General features: G+C 70.4%; 16 protein-coding genes. 4 read left to right on the plus strand and 12 right to left on the minus strand.

Translation table 11 applies throughout. From position 1 onward, the window contains the following. Nucleotides 1-88 precede the first annotated feature (88 nt). The 9 genes from KK483_RS07120 to KK483_RS07160 form a co-directional block, all read right to left on the minus strand. Complete coding sequence (locus tag KK483_RS07120; RefSeq protein ID WP_262004358.1) at nucleotides 89-427, minus strand: metal-sulfur cluster assembly factor; 339 nt, start codon at nucleotides 425-427, stop codon at nucleotides 89-91. Then, entirely contained in the window at nucleotides 424-888 is a 465-nt protein-coding gene (gene sufU, locus KK483_RS07125) for a Fe-S cluster assembly sulfur transfer protein SufU (RefSeq protein ID WP_262004359.1), read from the minus strand. Before sufU ends, KK483_RS07120 begins: the two co-directional genes overlap by 4 nt. Before the next feature lie 19 nt (nucleotides 889-907). After that, nucleotides 908-2,164, minus strand: coding sequence for a cysteine desulfurase (locus KK483_RS07130; protein WP_262004360.1), 1,257 nt, complete (start codon nucleotides 2,162-2,164; stop codon nucleotides 908-910). Continuing rightward, complete coding sequence (gene sufC / locus KK483_RS07135) at nucleotides 2,161-2,925, minus strand: Fe-S cluster assembly ATPase SufC (protein ID WP_242333906.1); 765 nt, start codon at nucleotides 2,923-2,925, stop codon at nucleotides 2,161-2,163. Before sufC ends, KK483_RS07130 begins: the two co-directional genes overlap by 4 nt. Before the next feature lie 7 nt (nucleotides 2,926-2,932). After that, nucleotides 2,933-3,250, minus strand: a complete 318-nt coding sequence (locus KK483_RS07140) for a bifunctional 3-phenylpropionate/cinnamic acid dioxygenase ferredoxin subunit (RefSeq protein ID WP_242333909.1) — start codon at nucleotides 3,248-3,250, stop codon at nucleotides 2,933-2,935. Then, entirely contained in the window at nucleotides 3,247-4,431 is a 1,185-nt protein-coding gene (gene sufD / locus KK483_RS07145; RefSeq protein WP_262004361.1) for a Fe-S cluster assembly protein SufD, read from the minus strand. Before sufD ends, KK483_RS07140 begins: the two co-directional genes overlap by 4 nt. A gap of 72 nt (nucleotides 4,432-4,503) precedes the next feature. Continuing rightward, complete coding sequence (gene sufB / locus KK483_RS07150) at nucleotides 4,504-5,925, minus strand: Fe-S cluster assembly protein SufB (protein ID WP_262004362.1); 1,422 nt, start codon at nucleotides 5,923-5,925, stop codon at nucleotides 4,504-4,506. Next, nucleotides 5,922-6,680, minus strand: coding sequence for a metalloregulator ArsR/SmtB family transcription factor (locus tag KK483_RS07155; RefSeq protein WP_262004363.1), 759 nt, complete (start codon nucleotides 6,678-6,680; stop codon nucleotides 5,922-5,924). The genes sufB and KK483_RS07155 overlap by 4 nt, the downstream gene beginning before the upstream one ends. Before the next feature lie 157 nt (nucleotides 6,681-6,837). After that, nucleotides 6,838-7,602: a DUF72 domain-containing protein gene (locus tag KK483_RS07160; RefSeq protein WP_262004365.1), complete on the minus strand. Its 765-nt coding sequence runs from the start codon at nucleotides 7,600-7,602 to the stop codon at nucleotides 6,838-6,840. Nucleotides 7,603-7,699: 97 nt separating this feature from the next. On the opposite strand from KK483_RS07160, the gene KK483_RS07165 reads away from it, so the two are divergent. From KK483_RS07165 to KK483_RS07175, 3 genes are all read left to right on the plus strand, one after another. After that, entirely contained in the window at nucleotides 7,700-8,623 is a 924-nt protein-coding gene (locus tag KK483_RS07165) for an ABC transporter ATP-binding protein (RefSeq protein WP_262004366.1), read from the plus strand. Nucleotides 8,624-8,821: 198 nt separating this feature from the next. Further along, entirely contained in the window at nucleotides 8,822-9,559 is a 738-nt protein-coding gene (locus KK483_RS07170; RefSeq protein WP_262009380.1) for an ABC transporter permease, read from the plus strand. A gap of 75 nt (nucleotides 9,560-9,634) precedes the next feature. After that, nucleotides 9,635-10,603, plus strand: a complete 969-nt coding sequence (locus KK483_RS07175) for a heme A synthase (RefSeq protein ID WP_262004367.1) — start codon at nucleotides 9,635-9,637, stop codon at nucleotides 10,601-10,603. 126 nt (nucleotides 10,604-10,729) lie between these two features. Here KK483_RS07175 and KK483_RS07180 read toward each other — a convergent pair whose 3' ends face one another. The 3 genes from KK483_RS07180 to KK483_RS07190 all read right to left on the minus strand — a co-directional run bounded on the left by KK483_RS07180 (nucleotide 10,730) and on the right by KK483_RS07190 (nucleotide 13,310). Next, complete coding sequence (locus KK483_RS07180; protein ID WP_262004368.1) at nucleotides 10,730-11,812, minus strand: amidohydrolase; 1,083 nt, start codon at nucleotides 11,810-11,812, stop codon at nucleotides 10,730-10,732. 96 nt (nucleotides 11,813-11,908) lie between these two features. Beyond that, nucleotides 11,909-12,259, minus strand: a complete 351-nt coding sequence (locus tag KK483_RS07185; RefSeq protein ID WP_262004369.1) for a hypothetical protein — start codon at nucleotides 12,257-12,259, stop codon at nucleotides 11,909-11,911. Nucleotides 12,260-12,362: 103 nt separating this feature from the next. Continuing rightward, nucleotides 12,363-13,310: a heme o synthase gene (locus tag KK483_RS07190; protein WP_262004370.1), complete on the minus strand. Its 948-nt coding sequence runs from the start codon at nucleotides 13,308-13,310 to the stop codon at nucleotides 12,363-12,365. Nucleotides 13,311-13,691: 381 nt separating this feature from the next. Here KK483_RS07190 and tkt point away from each other — a divergent pair, with 381 nt between their 5' ends. Beyond that, nucleotides 13,692-15,794: a transketolase gene (tkt, locus tag KK483_RS07195; RefSeq protein ID WP_262004371.1), complete on the plus strand. Its 2,103-nt coding sequence runs from the start codon at nucleotides 13,692-13,694 to the stop codon at nucleotides 15,792-15,794. Nucleotides 15,795-15,814 lie beyond the last annotated feature (20 nt).

A 15,814-nucleotide genomic window follows, 5' to 3' on the forward strand; every position in this document is an offset into this window, starting at 1 on the left:
CTGGCGGGCATGGCCGTTCGTTCACCACTGTTCGGCACTCCGCGGCCTCCGGGCGTCCAGGACGCCGGAGGCACGGGAGACCGGTGGGTCAGACGTTGAAGCCGAGCGCGCGCAGCTGCTCGCGGCCGTCGTCCGTGATCTTGTCCGGGCCCCACGGCGGCATCCAGACCCAGTTGATCTTCAGCTCGTTGACGATGCCGTCGGTCGCGGCCTTCGCCTGGTCCTCGATCACATCGGTCAGCGGACAGGCCGCCGACGTCAGGGTCATGTCCAGGGTCGCGATGTTGGAGTCGTCGACGTGGATGCCGTAGATGAGGCCGAGGTTGACGACGTCGATGCCCAGCTCGGGGTCGACGACGTCGTACAGCGCCTCGCGGATTTCTTCTTCGGAGGCCGGCTTCACGGTGGCCTCGGCGTTCTCGGTCATGCCGTCGTCCTTTCGGCGCTCTCGCCCAGTGCCTGGGCCGTCGCGTCCTTCCATGCCATCCAGCTCAGCAGGGCGCACTTCACCCGCGCCGGATACTTCGAGACACCGGCGAACGCGACCGCGTCCTCCAGCACCTCCTCCATCGCGTCGTCCGGCTCGACCTGGCCCTTGGACTGCATCAGCTCCAGGAACGCGGCCTGGATCTTCTGCGCCTCGGCCAGCTCCTTGCCGACCAGCAGTTCGTTCAGTACGGAGGCGGATGCCTGGCTGATGGAGCAGCCCTGGCCCTCGTACGAGACGTCCGCGATGAGCGTGCTGTCGTACTTCACCCGGAGTGTGATCTCGTCGCCGCAGGTCGGATTGACGTGGTGCACCTCGGCGTCACCGTCCCGCAAGCCCCGCCCGTGGGGGTGCTTGTAGTGGTCCAGGATGACGTCCTGGTACATCGAATCAAGCTTCACAGCGATTGACCTCGCGTCCTCATCCGAAGAAGTTGCGGACGTGCTCCAGGCCCTCGACCAGGGCGTCGACCTCGGCCGGGGTGGAGTACAGATAGAACGACGCCCGCGTGGTCGCAGGAATTCCGTAGCGCAGGCAGACCGGCCGGGCGCAGTGGTGGCCGACCCGGACCGCGATCCCCTGCTCGTCGAGCACCTGGCCCACGTCGTGCGGGTGGATGTCGCCGAGCACGAAGGAGATCGCCGCACCGCGGTCCTCGGCCGTGACAGGGCCGATGATCCGCAGGTCGGGGACTTCCTGGAGCCGCTTGACGGCGTACTCGGTGAGGGCGTGCTCATGCTGCGCGATCTTGTCCATGCCGATCGCGGTGAGGTAGTCCACGGCCGCGCCGAGGCCGACGGCCTGGGCGATCGGGGGCGTACCCGCCTCGAACTTGTGCGGCGCGGGAGCGTAGGTCGACGAGTGCATCGAGACGGTCTCGATCATCTCACCGCCGCCCAGGAACGGCGGGAGGTCCTCCAGCAGCTCCTGACGGCCCCAGAGCACGCCGATGCCGGTCGGGCCGCACATCTTGTGGCCGGTGAAGGCCACGAAGTCGGCGCCCAGGGCCTGCACGTCGAGCGGCATGTGCGGGGCGGCCTGCGAGGCGTCGACGAGGACGAGCGCGCCGACGTCCTGGGCCCGGCGGACGATCTGCTCGACCGGGTTGACCGTGCCCAGGATGTTGGAGACCAGCGTGAAGGAGACGATCTTCGTCTTCTCGGTGATGATCTCGTCGATGTTGGAGAGGTCGAGGCGGCCGTCGTCGGTGAGGCCGAACCACTTCAGCTTCGCGCCGGTGCGCTGCGACAGCAGCTGCCACGGGACGATGTTGGAGTGGTGCTCCATCTCCGTGATGACGATCTCGGTCTCGCGGTCCACGCGGTAGGGCTCGTCGGCCCAGCCGAGCATGTTCGCCACGAGGTTCAGCGACTCCGAGGCGTTCTTGGTGAATATCACCTCGTCGCGGCTCGGCGCGTTGATGAAGGAGGCGATCTTGTCACGGGCGCCTTCGTACAGCGCCGTGGCCTCCTCCGCGAGCACATGCACACCGCGGTGGACGTTGGCGTTGTAGCGCTCGTAGTACTCACTGAGTGCGTCCAGCACCTGGCGCGGCTTCTGCGAGGTCGCCGCATTGTCCAGGTACACGAGCTTCCTGCCGTCGTGGACCATGCGGTCCAGGATGGGGAAGTCCTTGCGGATCGCCTCGGTGTCGAGGAGGCCCGGCAGCTGTGTCACGCGGATACGCCACCCTTCACGTACGACTCGTAGCCCTCGGCCTCCAGCTTGTCGGCGAGCTCGGCGCCGCCGGACTCGGCGATGCGGCCGTTCGCGAACACGTGCACGAAGTCGGGCTTGATGTAGCGGAGGATCCGCGTGTAGTGCGTGATCAGCAGCGTGCCGACCTCGCCGGTCTCGCGGACCCGGTTCACACCCTCGGAGACGACGCGCAGCGCGTCGACGTCGAGGCCGGAGTCGGTCTCGTCGAGGATCGCGATCCTCGGCTTGAGGAGCTCCAGCTGGAGGATCTCGTGGCGCTTCTTCTCACCGCCGGAGAAGCCCTCGTTGACGTTGCGCTCGGCGAAGGAGGGGTCCATGTGGAGACGCTCCATGGCCTCCTTGACCTCCTTCACCCAGGTGCGCAGCTTGGGGGCCTCGCCGCGGATCGCGGTGGCGGAGGTGCGCAGGAAGTTGGAGACCGAGACGCCCGGGACCTCGACCGGGTACTGCATGGCGAGGAACACGCCGGCGCGGGCGCGCTCGTCGACGGACATCTCCAGGACGTCCTCGCCGTCCAGGGTCACGGTGCCACCGGTGATCGTGTACTTGGGGTGGCCCGCGAGGGAGTAGGCGAGGGTCGACTTGCCGGAGCCGTTGGGACCCATGATGGCGTGGGTCTCGCCCTGCTTCACGGTCAGGTCGACGCCCTTGAGGATCTCCTTGGTGGCGTTGTCGGCCTCGACGGAGACGCGCAGGTCGCGGATTTCAAGCGTTGCCATGGGGACTTCAGTTCTCCTGGGTGACGGAGACGAGCACATCGTCCCCTTCGATCTTTACGGGGTACACGGGGACGGGGCGCGTCGCGGGAAGGCCGGACGGCTTGCCGGTACGGAGGTCGAAGCTGGAGCCGTGCAGCCAGCACTCGATCTGGCAGTCCTCGACCTCGCCCTCGGAGAGGGAGACGTTCGCGTGCGAGCAGATGTCATGGATCGCGAACACCTCCCCCTCCGTGTGGACGATGGAGACCGGCGTGCCGTCGAGTTCCACCCGTTTCGGGGTGTCCTCCTCCAGCTCGCTCAGCCCACAGGCTCGGACAAAGGTCATGCGACCGACGCCTCCAGCTCTTCCTCGATCTTGGCGATGAGGCGCTCCTCGACGTCCGGGACGCCGATCTGCTGGACCAGCTCGGCGAAGAAGCCGCGCACGACGAGGCGGCGGGCCTCCTTCTCCGGGATGCCGCGGGCCATCAGGTAGAAGAGCTGCTCGTCGTCGAAGCGGCCGGTGGCGCTCGCGTGGCCGGCGCCGACGATCTCGCCGGTCTCGATCTCCAGGTTGGGCACCGAGTCGACGCGCGCACCGTCCGTGAGGACCAGGTTGCGGTTGAGCTCGTAGGTGTCCGTGCCCTCGGCAGCGGCCTCGATGAGGACGTCGCCGATCCAGACCGCGTGCGCCTCGTCGCCCTGGAGCGCGCCCTTGTAGGCGACGTTGGAGCGGCAGTGCGGGGTGTTGTGGTCGACCAGCAGGCGGTGCTCCTGGTGCTGGCCGGCGTCGGTGAAGTACAGGCCGAACAGCTCGGCCTCGCCGCCGGTGCCCGCGTACTCCACGCGAGGGTGGAGGCGCACGACGTCGCCGCCGAAGGTGACCACGATCGACTTGAAGGAGGCGTCCCGGCCGACCAGCGCGTTGTGCTGGGCGACGTGGACGGCCCTGTCGTCCCAGTCCTGGACGGAGACGACGGTCAGCTTGGCGCCGTCCCCGAGGACGTAGTCGACGTTGGCGGCGAGCACGGCGTCACCGGTGTGGTCGATGACGACGACGGCCTCGGCGAAGGCGCCCAGCTCGATCAGCTGGTGGCCGAAGGCGGTGCCGCCCTGGCCGTGCACGGAGATCCGGACGGGCTCGGTGAGCACGGACTCCTTGGGGACCGAGACGACCGAGGCCTTCTCGAACGACGAGTACGCCTGGGCGGCGATCCGGTCCACGGGCGTGCCGGCCCGGCCGAGCCGCGCGTCGTCCCGGCCGACGGTCTCGACGATGACGCCGTCGGGGGCGCTCACCTCGACGCGCACGCCTTCGCCGGTGGCGACGGCGGTGCCGTCGTGCAGCCCGCGAAGCCGCTCCAGCGGGGTGAACCGCCACTCCTCCTCGCGGCCGTGCGGGACCGGGAAGTCGGCCACGTCGAAGGACGGGGGCGCGCTCATCCGGGTGGCGACGGTGGACTCGGCGGCCACCGCGATCGACCCGGCAGTGGTGGAACCCGCCGGAATGTTCTGAGCCTCAGCCATGGCTGTCGTTGTGCTCTCTTCCTGATTTCCTGATTCAGAAACTCTGCTTGCCGCGTCGGAGGGGGGAGGGCATCAGCCCACCGCGCCCTCCATCTGCAGCTCGATCAGCCGGTTGAGCTCCAGCGCGTACTCCATGGGCAGCTCCTTGGCGATCGGCTCGACGAAGCCGCGCACGATCATCGCCATCGCCTCGTCCTCGGACATACCGCGCTGCATCAGGTAGAAGAGCTGGTCGTCGGAGACCTTGGAGACGGTCGCCTCGTGGCCCATCGTCACGTCGTCCTCGCGGACGTCGACGTAGGGGTAGGTGTCGGAGCGGGAGACCGTGTCCACCAGCAGGGCGTCGCAGAGCACGTTGGACTTGGATCCGGCCGCGCCCTCGCCGATCTCGATCAGACCGCGGTAGGAGGTACGGCCGCCGCCGCGCGCCACCGACTTGGAGGTGATGCTCGACGAGGTGTTCGGCGCCATGTGGACCATCTTGGCGCCGGCGTCCTGGTGCTGGCCCTCGCCGGCGAAGGCGATGGAGAGCGTCTCGCCCTTGGCGTGCTCGCCCATCAGGTAGACGGCCGGGTACTTCATCGTCACCTTGGAGCCGATGTTGCCGTCGACCCACTCCATGGTCGCGCCCTCGTAGGCCACGGCGCGCTTGGTGACCAGGTTGTAGACGTTGTTCGACCAGTTCTGGATGGTCGTGTAGCGGCAGCGGCCGCCCTTCTTGACGATGATCTCGACCACGGCGCTGTGCAGCGAGTCCGAGGAGTAGATCGGGGCGGTGCAGCCCTCGACGTAGTGGACGTAGGCGTCCTCGTCGACGATGATCAGCGTCCGCTCGAACTGGCCCATGTTCTCCGTGTTGATACGGAAGTAGGCCTGCAGCGGGATCTCGACGTGCACGCCCTTCGGCACGTAGATGAACGATCCGCCGGACCACACCGCGGTGTTCAGCGACGCGAACTTGTTGTCGCCGACCGGGATGACGGTGCCGAAGTACTCCTTGAAGAGCTCCGGGTGCTCCTTGAGCGCGGTGTCGGTGTCCAGGAAGATGACGCCCTGCTCCTCCAGGTCCTCACGGATCTGGTGGTAGACGACCTCGGACTCGTACTGGGCCGCGACACCGGCGACGAGGCGCTGCTTCTCCGCCTCGGGGATGCCGAGCTTGTCGTACGTGTTCTTGATGTCCTCGGGCAGGTCCTCCCAGGACTCGGCCTGCTTCTCGGTGGACCGCACGAAGTACTTGATGTTGTCGAAGTCGATGCCCGAGAGGTCGGAGCCCCAGGTCGGCATGGGCTTCTTATCGAAGAGCCGCAGGCCCTTCAGCCGCAGCTTCAGCATCCACTCCGGCTCGGACTTCTTCGCGGAGATGTCGCGGACGACCTCTTCCGACAGGCCGCGCTTGGCAGCGGCGCCTGCGGCGTCGGAGTCGGCCCAGCCGTATTCGTACGTACCCAGACCCTCGAGCTCAGGGTGGGCAGTCTCCGTGGGGAGAGTCATGCGGGGTTCCTCCCGGCCTTGCTGGCAGATGCTGATGTGTCGGTCTTGCTGGTCTTGTCGTCGGCCTGGTGGGCGGCCTTCGGGATGAAGGTCGTGCACACTCCGTCGCCGTGGGCGATGGTGGCCAGGCGCTGCACATGGGTCCCGAGGATTCGGGAGAAGATCTCCGTCTCCGCCTCGCACAGCTGCGGGTACCGCTCGGCGGCGTGGGCAACCGGGCAGTGGTGCTGGCACAGCTGTTCGCCGACCGGGGCGTTACGGGCCGTAGCAGCGTACCCGTCGGCGGTGAGGGCCTTGGCGAGGGCCTCGGTCCGCTCCTCGGGGTCGGCCGCCTCGACGGCCTTGCGGTACGCCTCGGCCTGGGCCTCGAGGCGGGCCCGGGCGAACGCGGCGACCGCGGCCTCTCCGGCCGGCCCTCCGCCCGCGGTCCGCTCGATCCAGCTCAGGGCGTCGACGGCGAGCTTGTCGTAGGACTGCTCGAAGGCGTCGCGGCCGCAGTCGGTCAGGGCGAACACCTTGGCGGGCCTGCCTCGCGTGCGCGCCCCGTACACGCGCTGCTCGCGGGCGGCGACGACGTCGTCGTGCACGAGCGCGTCGAGATGGCGGCGGACGGCGGCCTGGGTGAGGCCGAGCCGCTTGGCGAGGTCGGCGACGGTGGACGGGCCGTGGTCCAGGATGGAGCGCGCGACCCGGTTGCGTGTGGACCGCTCCCCGGTCGCGAGTTCCTCCTGCGGAGCCTCGCCAACGTTTTTCACAACGCCATTGTTGCGTAATTCCTCGGAGACTGACAAGCCGCGTCCCGCCGGGTGGACGGTGCCGTGCATCACTTAGGGAAACCTAACCTGACCTGCGGAAATGATCAGTCATGGGATCAATTGCAGGAGGTCGGAGGGGGTGCGGGGGCACGGCGGCTCAGCCCCTGCGCCCGGCCGCGAGGCGCGCCGTACGCCCCGTTTCCGCCACCGCACGGGTGAACGCGTCCGCGTCACGGACGGCTGCGCCGCCCGGGTCGTTGTTGAAGTACGCGAAGACGTCGGCCCGGTCCGGCCAGGCGTCGGCGATACGCCCGGCCCAGGTGGTGAGCGCCCGGCGCCCGTAGCGCGGCCACGGCTCGGCCCGGCCCGCGTGGAACCGTACGTAACCCCAGTCGGCCGTCCGCCACAGCGGGGTCACCGGCCGCGACCCGCGGTCCGCCCAGCACAGCGCGGCGCCGTGCCCGGTCAGGACGGACTCGATCCCGTCCGTCCACCACGAGTCGTGCCGGGGTTCGACGGCGACCCGCACCCGGGCGGGGAAGCAGGCCAGGACCGCGTCCAGGGCCCCGGGGTCGCAGCGCAGATTCGGCGGCAGCTGGAGCAGTACGGGCCCGAGCCGCTCCCCCAGCCCTTCCGCGTGGCTCATCAGCCGCCGGACGGGCTCTTCGGGGTCGCGCAGGCGTTTGATGTGGGTGAGGTAGCGGCTCGCCTTGACCGCCATGACGAAGCCGGGCGGGGTGCGTTCGCGCCAGTCCGTGAAGGTCCTGCGCTCGGGCAGCCGGTAGAAGGCGTTGTTGTTCTCGACGGTCGCGAAGTGGTCCGCGTATTCCTCCAGCCAGAGCCGCTGGGGCCGCTCCTCGGGGTAGAGCACGCCGCGCCAGTCCTTGTACTGCCACCCGGAGGTGCCGATGAGCACGGGCATGAAGTGCACCTTCCCCGTGTCCCCCGGCTCATCCGGCCATGGCCAGATCCGGACCCGGCAGCCGGGGTGACTTGCCCGGCTCCTTAGACTGCCCCGCATGAAGAACGAGTCCGCCGTCCGGGTACGGAGCCTGGTCAAGCGCTACGGAGCCAGGACCGCCGTGGACGGGCTCGACCTCGACGTCCACGCCGGCACGGTGGCGGCGGTCCTCGGCCCGAACGGGGCCGGCAAGACCACCACCGTCGAGACCTGCGAGGGATACCGCCGCGCCGATTCCGGTTCGGTCCGCGTCCTCGGCCTCGACCCGGTGGCCGACGCCGCCCGGCTGCGCCCCCGGATCGGGGTGATGCTCCAGTCCGGCGGCGTCTACTCGGGCGCCCGCGCCGGCGAGATGCTGCGCCACATGGCGAAGCTGCACGCCCGTCCGCTCGACGTGGACGCTCTCGTCGAGCGCCTCGGCCTCGACTCCTGCGGCCGGACGCCGTACCGGCGGCTCTCCGGCGGCCAGCAGCAGCGGCTCGCGCTCGCCATGGCCGTCGTCGGCCGCCCCGAGCTGGTCTTCCTCGACGAGCCGACGGCGGGGCTCGACCCGCAGGCCCGCCGCGCCACCTGGGATCTCCTGCGCGAGCTGCGGACGGACGGGGTGACCGTCGTCCTCACCACCCACTTCATGGACGAGGCCGAAGAGCTCGCGGACGACATCGCGATCATCGACGCGGGCCGGGTCGTCGCCCAGGGCAGCCCCGAGCAGCTCTGCCGCGGCGGCGCCGAGAACACCCTGCGCTTCACCGGCCGCCCCGGCCTCGACCTGGGCTCCCTGCTGAAGGCGCTGCCGGACGGCACGGCCGCGGCGGAGCTGACACCGGGCGCGTACCGGATCAGCGGTACGGTCGGCCCCCAGCTGCTCGCCACCGTGACGTCCTGGTGCGCGCAGCACGGCGTGATGCCGGACGGCATAGCGGTCGAGCGCCACACCCTGGAGGACGTGTTCCTGGAGCTCACGGGTCGGGAGTTGCGGTGATGATCCAGGGCGGGACCGGCCGCTGCCGGAGGTCCGGGGGCCCTCGGACCAGCACACCTTGGAGCCGATGCGGAAGGAGCTGCGGTCGTGACCGCTGAAGTGACCACGGACGCGGCCGCGCGAACGCCGGAGGGACCAGGGGTCTCCGGGGGCTCGGGGACGTACGTCCCTGCCCCGGGCGGCGCCCCCGTCGTACGGATGATCGCGGCGCAGGCGGCGCTCGAGACGAGAATGCTGCTGCGCAACGGCGAACAGCTGCTGCTGACGGTGATCATCCCGTCGCTGCTGCTCGTGCTCTTCTCGACGGTCGACATCGTCGCCGTGCCCGTTGCGACCGCGGACGGCGGCACCGGCAGGTCCGTGGACTTCCTGGCCCCCGGCGTCCTCGCGCTGGCCGTGCTGTCCACCGCCTTCACCGGCCAGGCCATCGCCACCGGTTTCGAGCGGCGCTACGGCGTGCTGAAGCGACTGGGCGCCTCGCCGCTGCCGCGCTGGGCGCTGATGACCGCCAAGACGCTGTCCGTCCTGGTCACCGAGGTGCTCCAGATCGTTCTGCTGACACTGATCGCCTTCGCCCTGGGGTGGGACCCGCAGGGGAGCCCCGCCTCGGTGGTGCTGCTGCTCGTTCTCGGTACGGCGGCGTTCTCCGGTCTCGGGCTGCTGATGGCGGGCACGCTGAAGGCCGAGGCGACGCTCGCCGCGGCGAATCTGGTGTTCCTGCTGCTGCTGGTGGGCGGCGGCGTGATCGTGCCGCTGGACAAGTTCCCGGACGCCGCGCAGTCGGTGCTGGGGCTGCTGCCGATCTCCGCGCTCTCGGACGGGCTGCGGGACGTCCTCCAGCACGGGGCCGGGCTGCCGTGGGGTGCGCTCGGGATCCTGGCGGCGTGGGCGGTGCTGGGCCTGGGCGCCGCGGCCAGGTTCTTCCGCTGGGAGTGAGCGGTCCGGTCACGGGCCGCCCCGTCGGTGCCGATCCGTCCCCCTCGTGAAAGCACGCACAAGCGGCCCTCTACGATGGTCGCCGTGCAAACCCCCCTCGCCTACATCGCCCAGCGCTGGACTCCGTCCCCCCGGACCCTGCGGCGCGCCGCGCTCTCCGCCGTCGTGATGAGCGTGGTGATCATCGTCACCGGCGGCGCGGTCCGGCTGACCGGCTCCGGCCTCGGCTGCGACACCTGGCCCAAGTGCACGGACGACAGCCTGTTCGCGACGCCGGAGCAGGGCATCCACGGCGCGATCGAGTTCGGCAACCGCATGCTGACGTACGTCCTGTCGGCGGCGGTCGGCTGGACGATCATCGCCGCGCGCTCCACCAAGCCGCTGCGGCGCGGGCTGACCAGGCTCGGCTGGGCCCAGTTCTGGGTCGTCATGAGCAACGCCGTCCTCGGCGGCATCACGGTGTGGGCGGGCCTCAACCCCTGGACGGTGGCCGGGCACTTCCTCGCCGCCAACGCGCTGCTGACCGTCGCCACCGTCACCTGGGTGCGGGCGGGCGAGGGCGACGGCGCCACGCGGCCGCGGGTGCCGCGGCCGGTGCGGAAGCTGTCCTGGGCGCTGCTGACGGTCTCCGCGGTGCTGATCGCGGCGGGAACGATCGTGACGGGCTCGGGCAAGCACGCGGGCGACAGCAGCGATGTGCCCCGGATGCCGTTCGACTGGGTGGACGCGGCGCATGTGCACGCCGCGCTGGCCTGGCTGGTGTGCGGGCTGGCCGTGGCGATGTGGCTGGTGCTGCGGGTGGTCGACGCCCCGGACGACACCCGGGCGCGCGCCCGCGACCTGCTGCTCGTGCTGCTCGCCCAGGGCGCCGTCGGCTATGTGCAGTTCTTCACCGATGTGCCCGAGCTGCTCGTCGGCGCCCATATGCTCGGCTCGTCGCTGATGTGGATCGCGGTGCTCCGGCTGGCGCTGAGCCTGCGGGAGCGGCCGCTCGGCACCACCGAGGCGCCGGCACAGCCGGACGCGGCACTGACCGCCGCCTGAGCCGACCGGCGGCCCGAGCCGGAGACGGCCCGAGGCAGGCATCGGCCCGAGTCGGAGGCGGTCCGAGGCAGGCATCGGCCCGAGTCGGAGGCGGTCCGAGGCAGGCATCGGCCCGAGGCCGAACCGTCAGCGGGCGAGCCCGTACACGCGCCGGGCGTTGCCCGCAGCGATCATCTCGGCCACCCGCTGGGCGTCGCTGCGGCTCCAGGCGCCGTCGACCACCCAGCCGCTGAGCACACGCGCCAGTGCCTCCCGGAAGATGCGCGCCCCGACGACGTGCAGCTCGGGCAGTCCGCGCGCACCGCTGGAGAAGAGCAGCTTCCCGAACGGCGCGAGCTCCAGGGTCTCGGCGAGCACGGACGCGGCGCCCGCCCCGGTGTGGGCGAGGGCCGGCCCCACATCGGCGTACACATGCGGGAAGACGCTCGCCAGATGCGCGGCGTGGCGGTGGTACGGATAGCCGGGCAGCAGTACGAGATCGGTGCCGAGGCCCGCCGTGGCCGCCGCGAAGTCGGTGAGCAGCAATGGGTCGTCGACCCCGACGTGGAGCTGCAGCGGGCGCCCCGAGGCGACGGCGCTCCAGCGGAGATGGCGCAGCAGCACCGGGTCGGTGAGCCGGCCGCCGACCTGCCGCGCCGCCAGCCAGCGCCCGGTCGCGCCCCGCACCTCGCCGGGGCCCGGCGGTTCGGGGGCGAGCGCCAGTCCGTGCCGTGCGCCCCCGACGGAGGTGAAGGCGACGGCCGATGCCGCAGCGCCGTGCACGGCCTCGGCGAGATTGGCGAGGAAGCCGTCGACGGTCCCCGAGGTGTCGGCGACCTGCTCGGCGAGCTGCTCCAGCCGGACGATCTCATGGGCGTCGGCGTCGCCCGTGGCGGCCATCTCCGGCAGCCCGGTCAGGTCCCCGGGCAGCCCGGTATCCACCAGGTATGTGGCGATTCCGGTGGCTCGCAGCAGCCGGCGGCCGGACTCCAGCACGCCGAGCTCCCTGCGGCGGGCGAGGTAGCGGGCCGGCGGGCAGTGCGGCTCCAGACCGAGCAGCGGCGGGCACCAGCGCCGTACGGCGAAGCCGGTCTGCGTGTCGAAGAAGGTGGTACCGGGCGCGGGCGGCCCCGCGGTCCTGCCGAGGTGCGCCTCGAAGGTGCCGAGGCCGAGCTCGGTGCGGAGGACGCCGTGGCAGTACTGATCCACCAAGGTCGGCGTATCGATCATCCGGGGCTCCCAGCCGTGGACGTGCTTCCACACGTCCTAACGGGTGAGCCCCGCGTGAGGTGTTGCCCCGGGGGCGGCGCCCCCGGGAAACGTCCGTCAGGTGTTCGAGGGGCCGCCGAGCTGGATGCCGGCCATGCGCGTCCACTCGTACCGGCCCGTGCGGACCTTCGCCGCGAAGTCGCCGTCGAAGGACTCGTGCATCGTGATGCCGGACTTCTCCGCCGCGCTCTGCGCGATGGCGTGCGTCGGCGCTACGAGGTCGCCCCAGCCGCCGTCCTCGCCGACGAGCACGATGCGTGTGCCCGCCTGCCCGATGTACGCGAGCTGGCCCTCGGCGCCGCCGTGCGCCTTGGCGAAGGCGCCGATCTGCTTGGCGAGCCTCGCCGCCTTGCGCTCGGCCTTCGCGGACTGCTTCGCCTGCTTCTCGTCAACCTGCGTGTCTGCCATGAGCAGCATGCTACTCGCGGGTAGCCCAATGGGGAACGGCAGGCGGCACGGACGGCGACGCGGACGGGCCCATCGCAGAAACGGGCCTAGCGCAGGAACGGGCCTAGCGCAGGAACGGGTCCACCGCGACCGCCACGAACAGCAGCGACACATAGGTGATCGACCAGTGGAAGAGCCGCATCTCCTTGAGCTTGCCGCCCGTCGCCCCGGCGTTCGCCCGGTTCTGCAGCGCGTGCGCCTCCCACAGCCACCAGCCGCCGGTGGCCAGTGCGACCACCGTGTAGAACCAGCCGGTGTAGCCGAGCGGCGTCAGCAGCAGCGAGACGGCGACCATGACCCAGCTGTAGAGGACGATCTGGCGGGCGACGACCTTGTTCGAGGCGACGACCGGGAGCATCGGGACGCCGACGCGCGCGTAGTCCTCCTTCACCTTCATCGACAGCGGCCAGTAGTGCGGCGGCGTCCAGAAGAAGATGACCAGGAAGAGGACGACCGCGGCCCACGACACCGAGTTCGTGACGGCGGACCAGCCGATGAGCACCGGCATGCAGCCGGCGATGCCGCCCCACACGATGTTCTGCGCGGTACGCCGCTTCAGCAGCATCGTGTAGACGACGACGTAGAAGAGGAGCGCGCCCAGCGCGAGCGCCGCCGAGAGCCAGTTGACGAGCAGTCCGAACCACAGCGTGGAGACCACCGCGAGGGTGAGGCCGAAGACCAGGCCCTCGCGCGGCGAGACCATCCCGGTGACCAGGGGACGCTGCGACGTACGGTCCATCAGCGCGTCGATGTCGCGGTCGATGTACATGTTGAGCGCGTTCGCGCCGCCCGCGGACAGGTATCCGCCGATGCAGGTCGCGATGGTGAGCCAGAGGTCCGGCACACCCTGCGCCGCCAGGAACATCACGGGGACCGTGGTGATCAGCAGCAGCTCGATGATCCGCGGCTTGGTGAGCGCCACGAATGCCCTGACGCGGGCCCCGAATGGCCGATGGCCCCCTGGACCGGTAGCCAAGACGGCCCCTGCGGGCCGGGACTCGACGGCCGTCACGCACACCCCTGACAGAGAATTCCCAGCAAGCTCCGGGCATTAACACCCGGTGAAGACTTGCGCGTACCGGGCCACTCTAGACGTTGGCCCCATGCCGATCTTCGCGGGGGTGGGGTCGTGTTGAGCCGTGCCGGGCCCGGCCGCGTATTCACGGTGGGATCGCCGCGAGGAGGCGGCGCCACGACACGGCGAGGGGCGGTGGGGCCGGCGACAAGAGGCGAAGTCGCGCCGCTGAGCGCACTCTGGCAAGTGCCGGCGGTGTCCGAGGGGAGAGACGTGCTCCGAGCAGGACGCCCGTTGCTGCAAGGGTAGGCTCGACAGCGCCCGGTAAACCCCTCAGGCACCGGGACCCGAACATGTGGAGAGGAGCCCTGACCCAGGGTGAGCACCAAGCCGACCACCACAGACCTCGAGTGGACCGCATTGGACCAGCGGGCCGTGGACACCGTCCGCGTCCTCGCCGCTGACGCCGTACAGAAGGTCGGCAACGGCCATCCGGGTACGGCCATGAGCCTGGCCCCCGCCGCATACGTCCTCTTCCAGAAACTGATGCGGCACGACCCCGCCGACGCGGACTGGACCGGCCGCGACCGGTTCGTGCTCTCGGCGGGCCACTCCAGCCTGACGCTCTACATCCAGCTCTACCTGGCCGGTTACGGCCTGGAGCTCGACGACCTCGAAGCCTTCCGCACCTGGGGTTCCAAGACCCCCGGCCACCCGGAGTACGGCCACACCGTCGGCGTCGAGACCACGACCGGCCCGCTCGGCCAGGGTGTCGCCAACTCCGTCGGCATGGCCATGGCCGCCCGCTACGAGCGCGGTCTGTTCGACCCGGACGCCGCGCCCGGCACCTCCCCGTTCGACCACACCATCTGGGCGATCGCCGGCGACGGCTGCCTCCAGGAGGGCATCTCGCACGAGGCGTCCGCGCTGGCCGGCCACCAGAAGCTCGGCAATCTGGTGCTGCTGTGGGACGACAACCACATCTCGATCGAGGGCGACACCGCGACCGCCGTCTCCGAGGACACGCTGGAGCGGTACGAGGCGTACGGCTGGCACGTCCAGCGCGTCCAGCAGCTGCCCAGCGGCGACCTGGACCCGGCCGGTCTCTACCGGGCGCTGAAGGCGGCCCAGGAGGAGACCGAGCGTCCCTCCTTCATCGCGGCCCGCTCGATCATCGCCTGGCCCGCCCCGCACGCGCAGAACACCGAGGCGGCGCACGGATCGGCGCTGGGCGACGAGGAGGTCGCGGCCACCAAGCGCGTCCTCGGCTTCGACCCGGAGAAGAGCTTCGACGTCTCCGACGAGGTCATCGCCCACACCCGTAAGGCCCTCGACCGCGGCCGTTCGGTCCGCGAGGAGTGGGAGAAGTCCTTCGCCGAGTGGCGGGGGGCCAACCCGGAGCGCGCCGCCGAGTTCGACCGGATCCGCTCGACCGAGCTGCCGGCCGGCTGGGAGGAGAAGCTCCCGTTCTTCGAGGCGGGCAGGTCCGTCGCCACCCGTGCCGCGTCCGGCAAGGTGCTCCAGGCGCTGGGTGCGGTCATCCCCGAGCTGTGGGGCGGCTCCGCCGACCTGGCCGGTTCGAACAACACGACGATCGACAAGACGTCGTCGTTCCTGCCGAAGGGCAACCCGCTGCCGGAGGCCGACCCGTACGGCCGCACGATCCACTTCGGCATCCGCGAGCACGCGATGGCCGCGGTGCTGAACGGCATCACGCTGCACGGCAACACCCGTGTCTACGGCGGCACCTTCCTGGTCTTCTCCGACTACATGCGCAACGCGGTGCGGCTGTCCGCGCTGATGCACCTGCCGGTGACGTACGTGTGGACGCACGACTCGATCGGTCTCGGCGAGGACGGCCCGACCCACCAGCCGGTGGAGCACCTGGCGTCGCTGCGCGCCATCCCGGGCCTGAACATCGTGCGCCCGGCCGACGCCAACGAGACCGCGATCGCATGGCGCGAGATCCTGCGGCGCTACACGAAGAAGTTCGGCGTGGGCGCCCCGCACGGTCTGGCACTGACCCGCCAGGGTGTGCCGACGTACGAGCCCAACGACGACGCGGCCAAGGGCGGTTACGTGCTCTTCGAGGCCGAAGGGCCCGAAGGACAGAGCGCGGACGCCCAGGTCGTGCTGATCGGCACGGGCTCGGAGGTGCACGTGGCCGTGGAGGCGCGTGAGCAGCTCCAGGCCGCGGGCGTCCCGACGCGGGTCGTCTCGATGCCGTCGGTGGAGTGGTTCGAGGAGCAGGACCAGGCGTACAAGGACAGCGTGCTGCCTCCGTCGCTGAAGGCGCGGGTGGCGATCGAGGCCGGTGTCGGGCTGACCTGGTACCGGTACGTCGGCGACGCCGGCCGGATCGTCTCGCTGGAGCACTTCGGCGCGTCGGCCGACGGCAAGGTGCTCTTCAGCGAGTTCGGGTTCACCCCGGAGAACCTGGCCGCCGTCGCCCGGGAATCGATTGCCGCCGCCGCGCGCTGACGCCGGTATACGACTAGTAG

This window comes from Streptomyces sp. FIT100 (genome assembly GCF_024584805.1).
Lineage (GTDB): Bacteria > Actinomycetota > Actinomycetes > Streptomycetales > Streptomycetaceae > Streptomyces.